The sequence below is a fragment of the Sulfuriflexus mobilis genome, assembly GCF_003967195.1.
Classification (GTDB): Bacteria; Pseudomonadota; Gammaproteobacteria; order AKS1; family AKS1; genus Sulfuriflexus; species Sulfuriflexus mobilis.
In genome coordinates this window covers 2,600,001-2,618,445 of sequence record NZ_AP018725.1, presented here as the reverse complement: position 1 = coordinate 2,618,445, position 18,445 = coordinate 2,600,001, and the positions used below count along the sequence as shown (strand labels likewise).

Below are 18,445 nucleotides of genomic sequence, written 5' to 3'. Positions count from 1 at the left end.
AAAGACAGTGTTCCTGGCCGATAGAAGAGCAATCTGTTTCTTTGCGTTGAGCCTTTAAGATGCTTTCAAACGAAGCCTTGAGAAGGCTTACTTTTTGCCACCACCGCCACCGGCGCTGTAGCCGGGAGGCAGTTGACCGGCATCGCCTTCATTAAAGAAGAAGCCACGCATGTGGGTCTCGATGACCTGCAGGCTGCGGGGGTCAGCCGTACTCAGGCCATTCTCGTTCATGATTGTGGTCAGGCGCTCCAGCCACTGGGTCCAGCCTTCGGCGGAAACATTCTCAAAAATGCGTTGCCCGAGTTCGCCCGGGTGAGGAGGGCTATCGAGACCTTCTGCCTCGCGCTTGAGGACCACACACTGCACCATTTTTGCCATGACTCTATTTCCTTCTTGCCGGAGTTGTTTCAATTCGGGTTGGCGATTATAGCCTTATCAAAACGGTTTGACGACCACCAGAATGATCACCGCAACCAGGATTAATACGGGGAATTCGTTTAGCCAGCGATAAAATACATGGCCGTGGTGGTTGCGGTCGTGACGGAAGTCGAGGAGTAATTTGCCACAGTAGATATGGTAGGCAATGAGAACGGCGACCAGGGCCAGCTTGCCCTGTAACCAGCCGCTGTTGGCGTAGGCCTGCCAGGAATAGTCATAAAGCATCCACAGGCCAAGGGCGATGGTGATAATGCCGCCTGGGGTCATGATACCGAAGAACAACTTGCGTTCCATGACCTTGAAGCGTGCGTTGCTAACGGCATCCTCGCTCATGGCGTGATAGACGAACAGGCGTGGCAGGTAAAACAAGCCGGCGAACCAGGTCACCATGAAGATGAGGTGAAAGGCCTTGAGCCATAACATGTTAGTGATTTCCCCGTAATGAAACCCGTGTCGGCAACATGGCCTCTATCCTGGCGCGCAGGGCCGCCATGTCCAGGTCACCGATCGTGTGTTGCACAATGCGGCCGTCCGGGGCGATGAGGAAGGTGGTCGGGGTCAGGCGAATATCACCAAAGGCACGGGTCGCCTCGCCATTGATGTCGAGGGCAATGGTATAAGGCAGGCCGCGGCGTTTGACGAGTTCATAGACCTGGTTCGGTGGGTCATAGGGCATGCTGATGCCTATCAGCTTGAAACCCTGTTGGCTGTAGTCGTTGTGCAGTTCGACGAGATGAGGCATCTCCTTGATACAGCCGGGGCAGGTGGTGGCCCAGAAGGTGATGAGCACGGGTCTGCCGCGCAGGTCATTGAGCGCCAGCTTGTCGCCGTCGAGGGTGGTCAGGTGGATATCCGGGGCCTGGCGCAGGCCGGCCGGGGCAAACCAGAGATAGCCGAGCAGCCCGAGGAGGGCGAGTACGACCAATGCTATGAGGGAATCTTTAGCTTTCATGGGATCACGTCTTTAATTGAAGTTTTAGTTGTCAGGGGGGTGCGCTACCGGTTCGGCCTGTTTCGGTGCCGTCTCCGCGGCGACTGCCTCGGGAGGGTCTTTGACGATGCCGAGCACACGACCGATAAAACGGAGCACACCCTTAATGCCGCGCCAGAGTTTCGGCAACAGCCAGATCATCAGGGCGATGAACAGGACCAGCAAGAGAATAAACAGCCACGGGTGATTCAGGGCCGTCCACAGGCCGCCGATGACTAGGGCATCCTCGGTCACCGAGGCCACCCAGTTCGAGAAAGGCTCGGGCGAGGTGTTGATGAGCACGCGGCTACCGGCCTTGGTGAGGTGGGAGCCAGTGGCCAGTGTGCCGCCGAGGATGGCGGCGGCGATTTCTACTCCGGGGCCGACATCACCGACCGCGCTCGCGGCGAGCATGGCCCCGGCGGGGATACGGATAAAACTGTGAATGGCATCCCAGCCGGTGTCGATACCGGGGGTCTTGTCGGCAAAGAATTCCACGCAATACATAAAGCCGGCGGCACCCATTACCAGGGGGTTAGTGAGTACTTGCATATCGGCAGGTAGTGTCATGTTGCCGCTACTGCCCATCCAGCCAAGCATGAACAGGGCGGCATAGAGGTTAATCCCACTGGCCCAGGCCACACCCATGGTCAGGGCAATGGTTTGTACAAGATCGGTTGCAGCGACATCCATCGGCTTTATCCTGTTGTAAGGGTGGTAGCTATATTAGCCTGTCTGCCTTATCCCGGCACCCCCCGCCAGGCCTTATTAATGGCTTCGCGGGTCACCACGCCCTCGATGCGCAGGATCTGCGGGGCACTGGGGCGCCATATATAGAGCGCCTCGGCCTGCTCGGCATCGAGTCGCCCCATGGCCTCCTGCAAGGTCGCCTGCTGATGTATGCCGGTCAGTTGCAGACGCTGGCCGGGGATGGCGAGCAGGTCCAGTGTTTGCCCCTCACTGGCCACCTCGAGCGCATGGGCCAGGTCGCCTCCGGGTAGTAGCGCAACGGGGCCTTGCTCGTTTTCGACAAGCACCCAGCGTGGTGGTTCAGTGAGCAGTACTCTGGCTTGTTCAGTCGTGATCGCCTGGGCATGGCGGACAAAGCTGTGGTCGGCGAGGCTGGCGATACCGATCCGGCGCAGGCCCTGGGCGAAGGGATTATGCCGATAGTCGAGGCCACGGGCTCGCAGTAGCATAATGAAGACCGACTGACGGCCAAATAACTCGCTATGCGTCAGGGTCGCGGTGATCACGGCGAGCATGCCCGGCAGGATGATATTCGGATTGCCCGTCAGCTCGAGCAGGGCCAGCAGGGCCGCCAGGGGCGCATTGAGGACCGCCGCCATCATGGCTGCCATGCCTATCATGACGTACATGCCGCTTTCACCGATTGTCCCGGGCATGAGGTGCGCGCCGGTAATGCCGGCTATACCACCGACCATGCCGCCGAGGACGAGTGAGGGGGCGATCAGCCCGCCGGGGATGCCGAGGCCAATCGCCAGGGCGGTGGCGATGAGCTTAAGCAGCAAGATGCTGGCCAGCACACCGATCCCCAACTGCCCAAGCATGGCCGTCGTGATCGTATCGTAGCCTACCCCCATGATCTCGGGCGCGAGTAAGGCAAGCAGGCCAGTGAGCAGGCCGCCGAGACTGCAGCGGACCAGGATGGGCCATTGGCTGCTGAGTGTGGTGATGCGATTCAGGAGGCCGTTAAAACTGGCGGCGATGCCACCGATGACCAGGCCCATGACCAGGATCCAGGGCATCTCCAGTAGTGAGGCGAGTTCAAAGGCAGGCACGCTAAAGGCGGCGTCGGCACCATAGACGGCACGTGACAAGACTGTGGCGCTGACCGCAGCGAGGATCACCGGTACGAAGCCGCTGAGGGTGTATTCGAGCAGGATCACCTCCATGGCGAAGATCACGCCGGCCAGGGGGGTGTTAAAGGAGGCGGCAATGGCCGCTGCCGCACCGCAGGCGACCAGGCTGCGGATGCTGTTATTCGGTAGCCGCAAGACTTGTCCCAATACGCTGCCGCTGCCGGCGCCGAGGTGCACGCTCGGGCCTTCACGGCCCACGGAGTGACCGCTGACCAGGCTGGTGGCTGCACCAAAAAACTGCACAAGGATATTTCGCAGCGGTAAGTGCCCCTCGTGGTAATTCAGACGTTCCATAACGTGGACGATGCCGGTGCTGCGGTCTTCCTGTTTAAGTAGTTGCAGGACCACGCCGATAACCACGCCGCCCCCGAGGGGCAGGAACAGGCGGGCCTGCCAGCCGAGGGCCTCGTAGCCTTCCGGGTGGGCGAGGAAGCGGCCTTGCAGTACCTCGACGAGCAGGCGAAACAGCAGCGTCACCCCCCCGGCCAACAGGCCGACGATCAGGCCGAGGGCGGCAAGCAGCAGCAGTGCATCAACACTGGCGAGTCGCAGGCGCAAGTTATCAAGCCAGCGGTTCATGTCGCGGGGATTCCATCCATCAGCATGCCCTGATTATGCCAGAGCCCATGCTGCATAGGTGGGTAATCTGTTTTACCTGACATGGGCAGTTATTTGATATTGCTCGGTTCATTCACCAAAGTAATAAAAGTCTCATTTCATTAATGACCAAACAGTATTTGAGCAGGGGTTAAATCATTTATTACCTGAATAGGCCGATGTCATGCCGCTGTGGTGATCTAAAAATACTACACAACAAGGCTCACAAGACTTGCACACACAACTCCCATTTCTCATTAGGTCTTTATGATTTTCTGACCGGAAATCGATGGCTTTCTTGATAGGGGCTCGCACCGGCCGCACCATGAGCTAAATAAGGATATCCTTATAAAGTAATATAAAATCAATAACTTGACCCTGTCTGAGTAATTCGCTAAATTGGCGCCCACACGTAGAAGTACGTGGCAGTTTTTTAAAGATTATTTTTTTTAAGATTTAAAATCTAACAATAACAACAACCTAATAATAATAACAATACTATGCAGACTCTGCGGCTTCGGCCGCTTTTTTTTGTCTGTTTTTCGGTGTGGTGCCCGTGTAAGGGGAGACTGGGGCTTCACTCGGTGGGCCGCAGTCCTTATTATGCGGGTTCCTTTGTAGGCAGCGGGTTTGGAGTACGAGAGCGATGATCAAGACAGGCATAGTAGGTGGTACCGGCTACACCGGCGTTGAGTTACTGCGCCTGCTGGCGATGCACCCTGACGTCGAGCTGCAGGCAATTACCTCGCGTGCCGAGGCGGGGACAGCGGTGGCCGATATCTTCCCCAACCTGCGCGGCCATGTGGAGATAGGCTTCAGTGACCCCAGTGCGGCCTCGTTGAGCGATTGTGACGTGGTGTTTTTCGCTACGCCGAATGGCATTGCCATGCAACATACCCCGGCCCTGCTCGAGGCAGGGGTCAAGGTCATCGACCTGGCCGCCGATTTCCGCATCCGGGATATTGGTGTGTGGGAGCAATGGTATGGCATGTCACATGCCTGTCCGGAGCTTGTCGCCGAGGCCGTTTACGGTTTGCCTGAGATCAACCGTGAGGCCGTGCGTGGGGCACGTCTGGTGGCCAACCCGGGCTGTTATCCGACCGCAGTACAACTGGGCTTTTTGCCCCTGATCGAGCAGGGTCTCATCGATACCGGGCGTTTGATTGCTGACTGCAAGTCCGGGGTCAGTGGCGCCGGGCGCTCGGCGGCCGTCGGCATCCTCATGAGCGAGGTCAACGAGAGCGTCAAGGCCTATGCCGTGCCGGGTCATCGTCACCAGCCGGAGATCCGCCAGGGCCTGGAGCTCGCTGCTGCTGGGGGTGTTGACCTGACCTTTGTACCGCATCTGATGCCGATGACCCGCGGTATTCACGCCACCCTGTACGCGACCCTGAAGGCCACGGATGTCGACCTGCAGGCTCTGTTTGAGCAGCGCTATGCGAGTGAAGGTTTTGTCGATGTCCTGCCGGCCGGCGGCCACCCCGAGACACGCACCGTGAGGGGCATCAATACCTGCCGCATCGCGGTACACCGGCCACAGGCTGGTGATACGGTGGTAGTGCTGTCGGTGATCGATAACCTCGTCAAGGGCGCCGCCGGTCAGGCGGTACAAAATATGAATATCATGTTTGGTCTGGATGAACAGACCGGGCTTAACGGGATTGCCTTGCTGCCATGAAGTCACCTCAACTCATTGTCAGTGAGCATGACCCGCTCAAGCGTGGCATCCTGATCGCGGCACTCGTGTTTGCGGTGATTGTCGGTGGCTTTTTGATTTACGACTACGGTCGTTCGCGTGCCAATTTTGACTTCACCTCTCTGGAGAATGAGCGTGAGGTCATGCATGACCAGATCGCTGTACTCAACAGTGAACTCGATGGTCTGCGGCAGAAACTGATTTCCCGACAACGCAGTGGCGAGATCGAAAAGCGTGCCTATTCCGAGGTGGATGAGTCGTTGCGTAATCTGCAGGCTGAGATACTGGAATTGAAGGAAGAGGTGGCCTTTTACCGGAGTATCGTCGCCCCGCGTGAGTCCGCGCGTGGTTTGCGTATCCAGCGTTTTCAGATCAAACCCGCTGCACAGAAAAACGCCTATCGTTACAAGCTGGTACTGACACAGGTGATCAAGAATAATCGTGTTACGCGTGGCGAAGCGAGTATACAGCTGGAGGGCGTGCAGGATGGTAAGCTCCGTACCTTGCTGCTGTCGGATATCAGTGTGGAGAAGATTGGCAAGCTACCGTTCAAGTTCAAATATTTCCAGAGCTTTGAGGGAGATTTGATCCTGCCGGAGGGCTTTGTGCCCAGCCGGGTCAATATCAATCTCGTCTCGAACCGCGTTACGCTGGACAAGACCTTTAGCTGGTCAGGTGGTATCAGTAGCAGTGGCAGTGGCGCCTTGAAGATATCAGCCCTGTGAACCTGAAAAATCTATATGGCCTCTTTCTCCTCGGTGCGTTCAGTGCCAGTCCGGCCATGGCGGAGACGGGAATCGAGCAGGTCTGCCAGCGTATCGCCAACAAACTGGCCAGTGTCAAATATGCCGAGTGTGATAGCGGACTCGTACTGAGTGGTGCAAGTTCTATTAAGCACACCCCTATCCTGATGAAAGAATACCCGCCTGTCGCAACACGTGTACCGCAGTCTCGTGTGTTACTGGTGGGGGGCATTCATGGCGATGAATACTCATCCGTGAGCGTGGTGTTCAAGTGGATGAAGACCCTGAACCAGCATCACTCAGGTCTGTTTCACTGGAAGGTGGTGCCCCTGTTGAACCCGGATGGCCTGTTACAGCGTAAGTCCATGCGCATGAACGCCAATGGTGTCGACCTGAATCGCAATTTCCCGACACGTAACTGGGTTGAGGAGGCCGAGCACTACTGGGTTAAACGTACCCATCGTAATCCTCGTCGTTACCCCGGCAAGCTGCCCCTGAGTGAGCCGGAGTCACGCTGGCTGTATGGTCTGATTGAAGAATTTAAACCGGATGCCATCGTCGCCGTGCATGCCCCCTATGGCGTGCTGGATTTCGATGGGCCGCCACGTCCACCGAAACGCCTCGGGCATCTCTATCTGAATCTGCTGGGTGCCTATCCGGGTTCGTTGGGGAATTATGCGGGTGTCGAGAATAATATCCCGGTGATCACGATTGAATTACCTCACGCGGGGATCATGCCAAGCAAGCAACAGATCAGTCATATCTGGACGGACCTGGTTCGCTGGCTGAAAAAGAATACGCCGCGTCGTGAACAATTACTGGCCCCGGCGACCGCAGCGGATAATCAGGCCGGACCCTCATAGATAATGCGCCAGCGGCCATCGACCTCCTTCTTCCAGTACTGGCGCTTATAACTATTGTTATTGTAATTGTTGCTGCGATAACGCTGTTCGAAGGTTACCTCAAGCATATTTTCCTGCCCGGGATAAGTGAAGACATTCACCACCGAACGCTCAACCTCGATGTACTGTTTGGCCTGGTTTACACGATTCTTATGTTTTGCCCAGCGCTTGTAGTTGTAATTGCCGCTGCTAAAGTCCTGGTGTGAATAGTGGGCGAGGTAGGCCTTACTGTCTTTACTCTCCCAATCCTGTTCCCAGCCATCAAGCAACGTAGAGAAAAATTTCTGGCGTTGTAGCCATTCGGCGCGGGGGATCCAGTTAACCTCTTGTGTGATGATCACCGGCGTCTGACGTATTTCGACAAACGGTCTGAGTTTGGTGAACTCATCATTACTGATCGCCACGCAGCCATCACTGGCAAGGGGTGGACGGCTGTAGGTGTCGATGGGGGTGCCATGTAACCAGATGCCGTAGCCGGTTTTGCCGAGGCGTCGATCCCAGTGATTGGGGTAGTTGATCGGGAAGGCCCCTGAGCCATAAAAGTCTGGGAGTTTTTGATCCGGGATAAAACGGGTGACGGCATACACCCCGATAGGGGTCTTTTTGTCGCCCTGCACCAGCTTGTCGGCACCACGCTTGCCAATCGAGATATAGTAATCATCAACCAGCTCAGGGCTGCCTTTATTATTTTTAAAGATGTACAGGCGTGAATGGTTCAGGTCGACTAACAGGACGTGTTTGGTTTCCGGGGCCAGTTGGATCATGCTGGCCGGCAGTGTGTCAGGCTGACGGGGCGTTAAATAGTGTTGCCAACGTTTACGTGCCTCGTCACGCAGGCCTTTCAATTCTGCCTTCGGGGCTTTCGGGTGGGCGCCAAAATCGGTCGGTGTTTGTGCCTTGGCCATCAGCAGGTCAGCATAAATCAGCTGGGCGAGACGAAAGCTGGGATTGTCTTCAACGAGTTTTTCTATTCGCGCAAAGGCCGGTTCGATACGTTGCTGTGACAGGTCATCAAGACTTTGAATCAGCGAGTGCTCGTAACTGTTTCCATGAGAGGTGGTGTCGGCGTTGACGGGCCAGCACAACACAGAAAGCAACAGCCCTGTGAGCAAGGGCCGAATGCCGGCTTGGTGGTTAGTCTTCACGGTGATCATAAGGCATCAGCTATTATACTCGCGCAGGATTTGCCACTGACCCTCGATCTTTTCCATCAACAGCACCTTTTTCACCGCATCCTTGAAGCGATCAGATTCATAGCCTTGCTCAAACACCATGCGTGCGGTGGTGCTGCCGAGGATCTTGACTTCGGGTTCGTTGATAGTGATGCGAATGAAACGCGGTGAACGGAGTCGCTGTCGGCGTTGTTGCTCCCAGCGTCTTCGCGATACCCCATTGGCGGGCATAAATGCCGGGGCATAATAGGCAAGGTAGCCATCGACATTCTGGGCAGACCAGGCATTGGACCAACCGTTGACGGTATCGACGAGGAGTTTGACCTCGTCATCGATATTTATCGGTTGGGCGATAACCGGGGGTAAGACGGCGAGGGGGGGGGATGCCGGGGCTGGCGTGGCAGTTTTGGTTTCTACGACAGGGGCCTCGCTGACCTGTTGAATACGTTCAATCGTCGCCAGTGTGATCGGCGCAGGTTGTTTCTGTTTACCTAGTTCGAGGGCCTTGTTGTAGGCGCTTATGGCCATCTTGGTGTAAATATTGCCAAGATTTTCATAGGCGGTGGCATAACTGGGATGGGTGTTGATGGCATTGAGCAGGGCATCGCGGGCCTTGTTGTGTTCGCCAAGTTTCGCATAGAGCACAGCAAGATTGTTATAGGGTTCGGGCAGTTGCGGGTAGTCGTGGCTCAAGTCCTCGTAGACGGCAATAGCCTCCTTGTCGCGCCCCAGTTTATCGAGTAGCTGTGCCTGCAGAAAACGCGCCTGTAATGCCTTTGGTTGCCCGGCCAGCTGCAGCTCGACCTCACGGAGGGCATCCGCGGGACGACCCTGTTCCAGCAGGCTGCGGGCCTCCTGCAGGTCCGCCTGGACGGGCAGGCTGAGGGCCAGTAATAAATACAGAAAATATCGTTTTTTCATTCTTTGAACACTTGTTAACCATATACTTGACTAAGTTAATGATAAATTGTGACACAAGACAAGCCCTACTGGCCAGTAGACGAGTAAATATTCTTTAATGTGAAGTATTTAACAGCCCTCGCAGAGAGTACTTGCGACAGTGACCGAAAGGCGCATAATGTGATTATGGTTAGATAATATGGCGGGGGTGCCCTCGTGATTCGGGAGTAGAGATTCTCATGTTCGGAAATGGCAGTAAAAAACGCAATTCTATGAAGGTTGAAACCCTGGTAGGCCGTAATACAGAGATACAGGGCGATATCCACTTCAGCGGCGGCTTGCATGTAGACGGTGTTATCCGCGGCAATGTGAGCGCAGAAGAGGGCAGTTCGTCAGTGCTGCGCCTGAGTGAACATGGCCGGATTGAAGGGGAAGTGCGTGTCCCGCATATCAGTTTGAATGGCACGGTGAATGGTGATGTACACGCCAGCCAGGGTGTGGAACTGGCCAGCCATGCCCGCGTTAATGGTAATGTTTATTACAAGCTGATCGAGATGGCCATGGGTGCCGAGGTCAACGGTAATCTTGTGCATGAATCCGATGCGCGCCAGTCAGTGAGCGCGGTCAAGGTGAGCAGTAATCCGGCCGCCCCCACGCAATTGGCCGAGAGTTCTTGACTAAAACACTCGGGATAGGTATTGTCCGTAATTCATGAAGTGCTAATATATAGCGTCATTGGTTTTAGCGGAGTGTCATCATGACTGCGGCAAGTTCAGGACTAAGTTTTACCAGTAATGCGGCCAATCAGGTGAAGAAGCTGATGGCAGATGAAGGTCGTGACGACCTGAAACTGAGGGTATATATCACCGGTGGTGGTTGCTCAGGCTTCCAGTATGGTTTTTCCTTCGATGAAAACGTGAATGACGGTGATCTCATTGTTGAGACCGAGGGTGTTTCCCTGGTCGTTGACCCAATGAGTATCCAGTACCTCGAGGGGGGTACGGTCGATTATATCGACAACCTGGAAGGCGCACGTTTTACCATTGATAACCCCAATGCCACCACGACCTGTGGTTGCGGCTCCTCGTTCTCAGTATAACGAATTGAATTAATAATAATTTCCCTGACAAGGCGGGAACCTGCTAGCAGGTTCCCGCCTTGTCGTTACAGGGTTAATGCGTCAGCACAGGGTTTTTTTGGTATGCTTACCACCTTGTGACGAAATCTGGACCAAATACATGAACGAATACCTGCCGGGCCTGGAAGGCGTTCCTGCCACAAAATCGAATATTTCTGATATCAATGGTGAGCGGGGGATACTCTCGTACCGCGGGTATTCCATTGAACAACTGGCCGAACACAGTACCTTTGAAGAGACCACCCTGTTACTCCTTGACGGGGTGCTGCCGACCAGCAGCCAACTGGCAAACTTTGATCACCAGTTACGTCGTAACCGTGTTGTCCAGTACCATATTCGTGAACTGATGAAGACCTTGCCTTCCACCGGCCACCCGATGGAGATGCTGCAAACGGCCGTCGCTAGCCTGGGTATGTTCTATCCGGGGAATGAGTGTCTGACGGGTAGTGATGTCTGTAATGACCTTGGTTACGTGCACAGTATGACGGTCAAGATCATTGCCCGCATGGGGACCATTGTGGCGATGTGGGAACACATCCGTAATGGCTATGACCCGATTCCACCGCGTGAAGATTTAACCTATGCCGAGAATTTCCTGTACATGCTGACTGGCAAGGTACCTGAGCCTGAGATGGCACGCATTCTTGATGTCTGTTTGATCCTGCATGCCGAGCATACGATCAATGCCTCAACCTTCTCCATGCTGGTGAGTGGTTCGACGCTGGCAACCCCTAATAGCGTGATGGCCTCGGCGATTGCGACATTATCCGGGCCTCTGCATGGCGGAGCGAATGAGCGTGTGCTGGAAATGCTCGATGAGATTGGCTCGCCGGATAAGGCCGAAGAGTACGTTGAACGTAAGCTGGATAATAAAGAAGTGATCTGGGGCATGGGGCACCGCGAATACAAGACCAAGGACCCGCGCGCTACTATTTTGCAGAAGCTGGTTAAAGACCTGCTTGAGTCACGCGATGATGAGGCCAATAAAAGCTTTGAAATCGCCATGGCGGTTGAAAAGGCGGCAGAGCAACGACTGGCGAGCAAGGGTGTTTATGCCAATGTCGATTTCTATTCCGGGATCCTCTATAAGGCAATGGGTATACCGACCGACCAGTTTACGGCTATTTTTGCGATCTCCCGTTCAGCCGGCTGGCTGGCGCATTGGCGTGAACAGTTAGGCAGTAACCGGATTTTCCGACCGACACAGGTTTATACCGGTGAACCATCACGTGAGTATGTCTCGCTGGATAAGAGATAAGTGAAAAGCCCGGCATTGCCGGGTTTTTTATTTGTTTTTTATTAAAGGCTTTTTGAGTTTTTAAGAACAGTTGTTTCTTACACGCCCACTGGGCGCGTGTCACTTTCTTTGCTCGTGCAAAGAAAGTAACCAAAGAAAGCACGCCCCACGATTTGCTTGTTTATTCAGTTATCACTGAATAAACAAGTCCCCTCACTGCTTAGAAATTTCCGGCACACGCAGAACTCCGCCCGTTTGTTTAACGGCTTAATGTAACCTTCGCGTTGCTACGGTCGCGCCTACAAACGGGGTCGACTGCACGTGACTATCCGGAAATGTCCTGCGCGGCTCGGCTGCATCGAAGGGGATGACCGTAGCGAAGCGTAGGAAATACCTAATAACCAGAACTTGCGGAGCAAGAGCAGGGAATCCCTGATGAAGCTCGAAGAGATTCTAGGGAGAAACCCGAAGGGGTTTTAAGGTAAAGAGCAAGTTCATTGCTATGAATTGGTTTTTTATAAAGCGCCCTTAAAGTCCCGTTATCTCTCGCCGAGCATCGCAGACAAAGCAGGATCATAGCGAGCACTGTTTGAGCGCTAAAGAGTGCGGAGCACAGCGCGAGTTGCCCTGAACCTTTGGCACAAAGGTTAGGGTACTCATAATGAACCCGTTAGGGTTCTGTGAGCGCGCAGCGCCTGCTTTGTCGAGAAACGCAGGGAACCCGAAGGGCGTGAGATCCGGGTGCCCTTTCTTTTGGTGCCTTTTCTTTTGGCAAGCAAAGAAAAGACACACGCACCGCGCCGGCGCGGAAAGAACAGCCGTTCTTAAAAAACTTAAAAGTTCTTTAAAGAAACACCAAAATTAAGCAGAATAAATCCCACCCAACACCACAGGATGCCGCGCCCCCGTTACCGAAGGCAGGTTGCCCGGCTTGCCATCCATGGTTTGTTTTGCCAGCCAGGCAAAACCAATCGCCTCCATATAATCTGGGTCGATAGCGAAATCTTCACTGGATAACACCTGTCTGCCGTTTAGCAGGGCCTGCAGGCGGAACATGAGCGCGGTGTTGTGCACGCCACCACCACAGACAATGACGTCGTGGGCATCGGCCGCGTATTCGTTGATCGCAGTGGCAATGCTCCAGGCGCTGAGCTCACAGAGGCTCGCCTGCACATGTTTGCGTTGCAGGCGTTTGCCGTGACGTTTGATGAGTCTGTCCAGCCAGCGCATATCGAAGTGATCACGGCCGGTGGACTTGGGTGGGGCGAGCTTGAAGAACTTGTCGCCTTGCATGCGCTGCAGGAAGGCGGGGTCGGTTTTGCCGCTGGCGGCCCATTTGCCGCCCTTGTCATAGCGGCCCTTTTGATGCCGTTGATACCAGCCATCCATGAGCACGTTACCCGGGCCGGTATCAAAGCCGGTTACGGCCTTATTCGGATGGGACGGCAACAGGGTGATATTGGCCATGCCGCCAATGTTGACGATCACACGACTGGCATCATTGACGCGCAAGTAGGCAGCGTGGAAGGCAGGCATGAGCGGTGCGCCCTGACCCGCCGCGACCAGGTCACGGCGGCGAAAATCCGCGACAGTAGTGATGCCGGTGAGTTCGGCAACCGTGTTGGGGTCGCCGATTTGCACTGTATAGGGGACATCGGCATCCGGATTATGGCGGATGGTCTGGCCATGGCTACCAATGGCCCGGACCTGGGTGTTATCAATATTGTGCAGGGCCAGCAATTGCTTGACGGTCTGTGCCAACAGCCTGCCGAGTTCGACATCGGCCTGTGCCATGCGTGCAATCTCCCCGGCAGCCGGGCGATTCAGTGCCAATAAGTTCTTACGCAAGTCTGCCGGCAGGGGGGTGTTATGCGCGACGAGCAGTTGTGGTTTGTCGGCTGAAAAATCGACGAGGACCGCATCAATGCCATCAAGGCTGGTGCCGGACATGAGACCGATATAAAGCTCAGCCATCCTGTGTCCTCCTTGATGTGCTGGGACTTAGCGGGTTTCGGCAAGGGCAACGTTAATACGCTGCAAGCCATCAAGTTGTGCGATCAAGCCACGGGTCTGTTCAAGAAAATCAGCCTTGAGGGTTTTGTTGATCGACGCTGCATTGGGCAGTTTGACCGTGAGCGGATTGCGGTGCGCACCATGAACACGAAACTCGTAGTGCAGGTGTGGCCCGGTGGCACGGCCGGTGGCCCCGACATAACCGATAATTTGTCCCTGTTTGACCTTGCTGCCATTGCCGGCCTTGCGGTTATACGAGGACATGTGGGCATACAGGGTACTGTATTGGCTGCCGTGTTGGATGATCACGGTCTTGCCGTAGCCACCCTTACGACCGCGGAAGATGATCTTGCCATCCCCGGTGGCACGAATCGGCGTGCCGCGCGCGGCGGCATAGTCGACACCCTTGTGCAGACGCATACGGTTGAGCACCGGATGGTGGCGTTTACCGAAGCGCGAACTGATACGACGAAAATCGACCGGGCTGCGCAGGAAAGTCTTGCGCATATTCTGGCCGCTCGGGGTGTAGTAATCGGCACGACCGTTTTTGGCCTGGTAACGCACAGCCCGATAACTACGGCCCTGATTGACGAATTCGGCGGCAAGGATATTGCCGTTGCGGATCTTCTCACCATCGAGGAATTGCTCTTCGTAGACGAGGCGGAACTCATCACCCTGGCGAATATCGAGGGCAAAGTCGATATCCCAGCCGAAGATCCCGGCCAGTTCCATAATAATGGCCTGTGGCAGACCGTTCTTTTGCCCGGCCTCGAACAGCGAGTTATCAATCTTGCTGGTGGCATAGGTAATACGGGTTTCCGGCTGACGTCGGATTTGCTTGGCCTGGAAGCCGTTTTCAGCGCGGGTGACGCGCAACGATTCGAGGCGGTTCTTCTCGTGGGTCAGTTCCAGCAGTTTGCCATCAGCATCACGGCGCAGGTGGATTTTATCACCGGGTTTTATATAGCGCAGGTCACGGGTGGGTTTGCCCAGGGCCATGATGTTGTGTAGCTCGGTGGCCGAGAGCTTGTAACGGGCAAAGATCGCGGCCAGGGTGTCACCACGTTTGACCTTGGTCTGTGCCGTGGTTTCCTGCTCGGCAGGTGTGATGGCGGGGGCACGAACAATCGACGGTTTACTGTCTTTCTGGGCCTGTGGCAGCGCCAGTGACTGGGTAATCGGCATATCGTCAGCGCCGAGCCCCTCGTGGCGGGTGGCCTCGGCCTCGAAGGGTGCGGCGGTGATCAACAGGGCGCCGAGGCTGACCGAGACAGCAAAAGCGACGATATGCCGCCGGCGCCATGACAGGTATTTAGGCAATCGGCGCTGGTCTGGCTCATGTGACTTATAGTCACGCTTTATGAATGAACGGTAATCCACGGAAATTTAGTCACTTTTTAATATCCTGCTAACCATAGCGGTTATATAAGTATCGGTCAATAGGGGCATTATTTTACCAGCCTGCGTGCAGGGTATTGCCTGTGGTACCCTTGCGCCTGAAATTTTGTGGTAGTGACCTATATAGAGAGGTAGGCATGGCTTCGCTGGCGGAATCCCTGGCGCTGATTAAGCGCGGCGCGGAAGAAATACTGGTAGAAAAAGAGCTTGAGGAGCGCCTGGCCTCCGGTAAGCCCCTACGCATTAAGGCAGGTTTTGACCCGACCGCCCCGGACCTGCATCTGGGCCACACGGTGTTGATCAACAAGCTACGGCAGTTCCAGGACCTGGGTCACGAGGTCATGTTCCTGATTGGTGACTTTACCGGCATGATTGGTGATCCGACGGGCAAGAGCGCGACACGTCCGCCACTGACCCGTGATGACGTGATCGAAAATGCCCGGACCTACGAGCAACAGATTTTCAAAATACTGGACCCGGAAAAGACCCTGGTCATGTTCAACTCGAGCTGGATGAACGGCATGGATGTCAGTGAGTTGATCCAGCTGGCCGCCAAGCACACTGTCGCGCGCATGCTCGAGCGTGATGACTTTAACAAACGTTACAGTGGCGGCCAGCCGATTGCGATCCATGAATTCCTCTACCCGCTGATCCAGGGCTATGACTCGGTGGCGATGAAGGCCGATGTCGAACTCGGTGGTACGGATCAGAAGTTCAACCTGCTCGTCGGTCGCCAGCTACAGGAGGCCTACGGCCAGAAGCCGCAGGTGGTGTTGACCATGCCAATCCTGGAAGGTCTGGATGGCGTGCAGAAGATGTCGAAGTCACTGAACAACTACATCGGTATCAGTGATGCGCCGGATGAGATGTTCGGTAAGATCATGTCAATCTCGGATGACCTCATGTGGCGTTATTTTGAATTACTCAGCTTCCGTCCACTGGATGAGATCGGACAATTCAAAAAAGATATTGAGGCGGGCACCAATCCGCGTGATATCAAGTTCCTGCTCGCCGAGGAGATCATTGCGCGTTTTCATGACCACCATGCCGCCGAACAGGCACGTGAGACGTTCATTGCCCGTTTTCAAAAGGGCGCGATGCCGGATGAAATGCCCGAGTTCAATCTGCCAGCGGATACGCCCGTTGCCAACCTGCTCAAGGAGGCCGAACTGGTCAAGAGCACCTCGGAGGCCATGCGCATGCTCAAACAGGGTGCGGTGAAAATGGACGGCGAGCGTGTGGCAGATCCGAAGCGGGTACTGGTGGCGGGTACTAGTCACGTTTTCCAGGTGGGGAAACGCCGTTTTGCACGCATTATGCTTTCCTGAGGGTTGATTGTCCGGTTACACATACCGGGCTGGGGACAAAAGCAGCGGTCTTTATCCACATCTATCTTATTATTAAATAAGATTATTTTAGTTTGTGTGCGCAGAAAACACAGTGAGCCCCTGTTACATGTCAATAAATATCCTATGATTACAATACTCTTAGCGACTATGAAGGGTACTGTGGAGACGTTGACACAAATTTAATAATAACTCGCAAAAAATACAGGGTTTTATCCAAGGGTCGTGTAATGGTTCAGGGGCCTTGTGAACGGCAAGGCTTTATAGATGAAATTATTTTGCTACGTGTGCGTCTAGTATCAATGGGGAGAGTCTCCTTGTTGATGCGCCTGGTTATTTGCTAATGCTTCATTACTGAGGGGAGTAGTGTTTTGAGCAAGATATTGATCGCTGACGACAACGAGCACAACCTTTATATCGCCAGGTTTCTCCTGGAAGATGCCGGCCATGAAACTGTTCAGGTAACAAGTGGTGAAGAGGCGGTTAATACCGCCTCTGCGGATAATTTTGATCTCATCCTGATGGATATACAAATGCCTGGTATGGACGGCATCGAGGCAACAAGACGCATCAAGGCTGCCGGCGTCAGTGCGCCGATTGTAGCCTTAACTGCCAAGGCGATGAGTGGCGACAAGGAGGCTATCCTGGCGGCAGGCTGTGACGGTTATATATCCAAGCCCTTTGAGGTCGAAGTTTTTGTCGCGGTGGTAGAAAGATATCTCTCTGAACGCCGGGAGTAAGCTAAGCACAGCACAGCTTAAGGGTATGGATACCGATATTGCCAAGCAGAGAAATAAAAATTTTCGCGGTGACAGGCTGTTTTTTATCGCCGCGCCGTTCGTCATAGCGATTGTGTTACTGCTATCGCTACTTCAGAATTTTCTTCTTTTTCACACCCTGGCAGAATTCTTTGCCATAATCATTGCGATGCTGGTTGGCTTGGTGGCGTGGCATACGTACCCATTTACCAGGAATAGTTATTTAATGTTTCTGGGTTGTGGTTATTTTTGGGTTGGGGTGATCGACCTGGCCCACGCACTGGCATACAAGGGTATGTCAACCTTCGACAACGCCGGGGCAAACTTGTCCGTTCAATTCTGGCTCGGTGCAAGATTTCTTGAGGCCGGGACATTACTCATGGCGCCGCTTTTCCTCTCCATGCCCCTGCATAGAAAGTTGGTGTTCTCCGGCATTGGCATGCTTGCCCTGGGCATTTTTCTTTCCGTTTGGTTTGGTCATTTCCCTTCGGGTTATATTGAGGGCACCGGTCTCACAGCGTTCAAGATATACAGTGAATACCTGATCATTGCCATCATAGCCCTGGCGATTGTGCACGTTTGGCAAAAACGTAGCTTGCTGGAGGCCAAAGTCGTCTATTTGATGATTGCCTCAATGTTGCTGACGATCCTGGCCGAAATCGCCTTCACCTTCTATGTGGGGGTCTATGACCTGTCTAACGCGATGGGGCATATCCTGAAGTTTGTTTCTTACTGGCTTATTTTTGTTGCCGTCATTCGTTATACCCTGAGTGAACCGTTCACCATGTTGGCGCGAGGGGCGAGTACATTTGATGCCGTGCCGGATGCGACGATTGTCGTCGACCGGCAAGGACTTGTCCGGCAGGTAAACAAGGCCGCAGCCCAGATGACGGGAAAAAACGAACAGGCCCTGCTGGGCAAGGATTGTCACACCTTGTTTCATTCGGCCTTTGCAGCAAAGGCCGAATGTCCGATTTGTGAACACATAGAAAACGAAAGCCCACTGGATTACCTGGAAGTAGAGCACCAAGATGCTCAGGGATGTTTTATTTATACCCTGGCGCCCATTTCTGGCGCAGATGAATCGGGCGGTATGGTACAGGTGATCCGGGACGTGAGCCGGTTAAGGAAAACCGAACATGAATTAAGGCAGGCACAGGCCAGGATGGCCGATATGTTTAAACGGCAACACGCTGTCACCAGTGCACTGACGAATATCATGTGTATGATCAATGTCGAAGGGCAATTGATCTG

The 18,445-nt window shown here is 54.4% G+C and carries 18 protein-coding genes (1 of these 18 running past the window's edge); 9 read left to right on the top strand and 9 right to left on the bottom strand.

The window, feature by feature from the left end; genetic code table 11:
• Positions 1 to 87: 87 nt before the first annotated feature.
• From EL386_RS13000 to EL386_RS12980, 5 genes are read right to left on the bottom strand one after another with little or no spacing between them, the layout of a single operon-like run.
• Positions 88 to 378 (bottom strand): oxidative damage protection protein, encoded by a 291-nt coding sequence (locus EL386_RS13000; RefSeq protein ID WP_126456658.1) that lies wholly within the window; start codon positions 376 to 378, stop codon positions 88 to 90.
• Between the two features lie 57 nt (positions 379 to 435).
• Positions 436 to 861: a protoporphyrinogen oxidase HemJ gene (gene hemJ / locus EL386_RS12995; RefSeq protein ID WP_126456657.1), complete on the bottom strand. Its 426-nt coding sequence runs from the start codon at positions 859 to 861 to the stop codon at positions 436 to 438.
• Between the two features lies 1 nt (position 862).
• Positions 863 to 1,390 (bottom strand): peroxiredoxin family protein, encoded by a 528-nt coding sequence (locus EL386_RS12990; protein WP_126456656.1) that lies wholly within the window; start codon positions 1,388 to 1,390, stop codon positions 863 to 865.
• A gap of 24 nt (positions 1,391 to 1,414) precedes the next feature.
• Positions 1,415 to 2,101 (bottom strand): DUF4126 domain-containing protein, encoded by a 687-nt coding sequence (locus EL386_RS12985; protein WP_126456655.1) that lies wholly within the window; start codon positions 2,099 to 2,101, stop codon positions 1,415 to 1,417.
• 47 nt (positions 2,102 to 2,148) lie between these two features.
• Positions 2,149 to 3,870, bottom strand: a complete 1,722-nt coding sequence (locus EL386_RS12980; protein WP_126456654.1) for a chloride channel protein — start codon at positions 3,868 to 3,870, stop codon at positions 2,149 to 2,151.
• Positions 3,871 to 4,534: 664 nt separating this feature from the next.
• Here EL386_RS12980 and argC point away from each other — a divergent pair.
• Genes argC through EL386_RS12965 form a run of 3 tightly spaced genes read left to right on the top strand, consistent with a single transcriptional unit; the run spans position 4,535 to position 7,190 of the window.
• Positions 4,535 to 5,566 carry an N-acetyl-gamma-glutamyl-phosphate reductase gene (gene argC / locus EL386_RS12975; RefSeq protein WP_126456653.1) on the top strand — a complete coding sequence of 344 codons (1,032 nt, stop codon included), beginning with the start codon at positions 4,535 to 4,537 and terminating at the stop codon, positions 5,564 to 5,566.
• Positions 5,563 to 6,309, top strand: coding sequence for a DUF6776 family protein (locus EL386_RS12970; RefSeq protein ID WP_126456652.1), 747 nt, complete (start codon positions 5,563 to 5,565; stop codon positions 6,307 to 6,309). Before argC ends, EL386_RS12970 begins: the two co-directional genes overlap by 4 nt.
• Positions 6,306 to 7,190 carry a M14 family murein peptide amidase A gene (locus EL386_RS12965; RefSeq protein WP_197722093.1) on the top strand — a complete coding sequence of 295 codons (885 nt, stop codon included), beginning with the start codon at positions 6,306 to 6,308 and terminating at the stop codon, positions 7,188 to 7,190. The genes EL386_RS12970 and EL386_RS12965 overlap by 4 nt, the downstream gene beginning before the upstream one ends.
• On the opposite strand, the gene EL386_RS12960 is transcribed toward EL386_RS12965, so the two are convergent.
• Both EL386_RS12960 and EL386_RS12955 read right to left on the bottom strand, forming a co-directional pair.
• Positions 7,172 to 8,383, bottom strand: coding sequence for a L,D-transpeptidase family protein (locus EL386_RS12960; protein WP_126456651.1), 1,212 nt, complete (start codon positions 8,381 to 8,383; stop codon positions 7,172 to 7,174). The genes EL386_RS12965 and EL386_RS12960 overlap by 19 nt on opposite strands.
• 6 nt (positions 8,384 to 8,389) lie before the next feature.
• Positions 8,390 to 9,322: a L,D-transpeptidase Cds6 family protein gene (locus EL386_RS12955; protein WP_126456650.1), complete on the bottom strand. Its 933-nt coding sequence runs from the start codon at positions 9,320 to 9,322 to the stop codon at positions 8,390 to 8,392.
• Positions 9,323 to 9,540: 218 nt separating this feature from the next.
• On the opposite strand from EL386_RS12955, the gene EL386_RS12950 reads away from it, so the two are divergent.
• The 3 genes from EL386_RS12950 (at position 9,541) to EL386_RS12940 (ending at position 11,697) form a co-directional block, all read left to right on the top strand.
• Positions 9,541 to 9,978 carry a bactofilin family protein gene (locus tag EL386_RS12950; protein WP_126456649.1) on the top strand — a complete coding sequence of 146 codons (438 nt, stop codon included), beginning with the start codon at positions 9,541 to 9,543 and terminating at the stop codon, positions 9,976 to 9,978.
• A gap of 80 nt (positions 9,979 to 10,058) precedes the next feature.
• Positions 10,059 to 10,400, top strand: a complete 342-nt coding sequence (erpA, locus tag EL386_RS12945) for an iron-sulfur cluster insertion protein ErpA (protein ID WP_126456648.1) — start codon at positions 10,059 to 10,061, stop codon at positions 10,398 to 10,400.
• 139 nt (positions 10,401 to 10,539) lie between these two features.
• Complete coding sequence (locus EL386_RS12940) at positions 10,540 to 11,697, top strand: citrate synthase (RefSeq protein ID WP_126456647.1); 1,158 nt, start codon at positions 10,540 to 10,542, stop codon at positions 11,695 to 11,697.
• An 840-nt stretch (positions 11,698 to 12,537) separates the two neighbouring features.
• On the opposite strand, the gene EL386_RS12935 is transcribed toward EL386_RS12940, so the two are convergent.
• Together EL386_RS12935 and EL386_RS12930 are read right to left on the bottom strand one after the other, a co-directional pair.
• Positions 12,538 to 13,650: an anhydro-N-acetylmuramic acid kinase gene (locus EL386_RS12935; RefSeq protein ID WP_126456646.1), complete on the bottom strand. Its 1,113-nt coding sequence runs from the start codon at positions 13,648 to 13,650 to the stop codon at positions 12,538 to 12,540.
• Positions 13,651 to 13,677: 27 nt separating this feature from the next.
• The gene (locus tag EL386_RS12930) at positions 13,678 to 15,069 is read right to left on the bottom strand and encodes an OapA family protein (protein ID WP_197722092.1); all 1,392 of its coding nucleotides are present in this window, start codon (positions 15,067 to 15,069) and stop codon (positions 13,678 to 13,680) included.
• 155 nt (positions 15,070 to 15,224) lie between these two features.
• Here EL386_RS12930 and tyrS point away from each other — a divergent pair, with 155 nt between their 5' ends.
• The 3 genes from tyrS to EL386_RS12915 form a co-directional block, all read left to right on the top strand.
• A complete protein-coding gene (gene tyrS, locus EL386_RS12925; RefSeq protein WP_126456645.1) occupies positions 15,225 to 16,415 on the top strand; it encodes a tyrosine--tRNA ligase in 1,191 nt (396 codons plus the stop codon).
• A gap of 389 nt (positions 16,416 to 16,804) precedes the next feature.
• Complete coding sequence (locus EL386_RS12920) at positions 16,805 to 17,173, top strand: response regulator (RefSeq protein ID WP_126456644.1); 369 nt, start codon at positions 16,805 to 16,807, stop codon at positions 17,171 to 17,173.
• 25 nt (positions 17,174 to 17,198) lie between these two features.
• Positions 17,199 to 18,445, top strand: partial view of an MASE3 domain-containing protein gene (locus EL386_RS12915; RefSeq protein WP_126456643.1) — the 5' portion only. It continues 1,474 nt past the right edge of the window; only the first 1,247 of its 2,721 coding nucleotides appear in the window; the start codon lies at positions 17,199 to 17,201; its stop codon lies beyond the right edge, outside the window.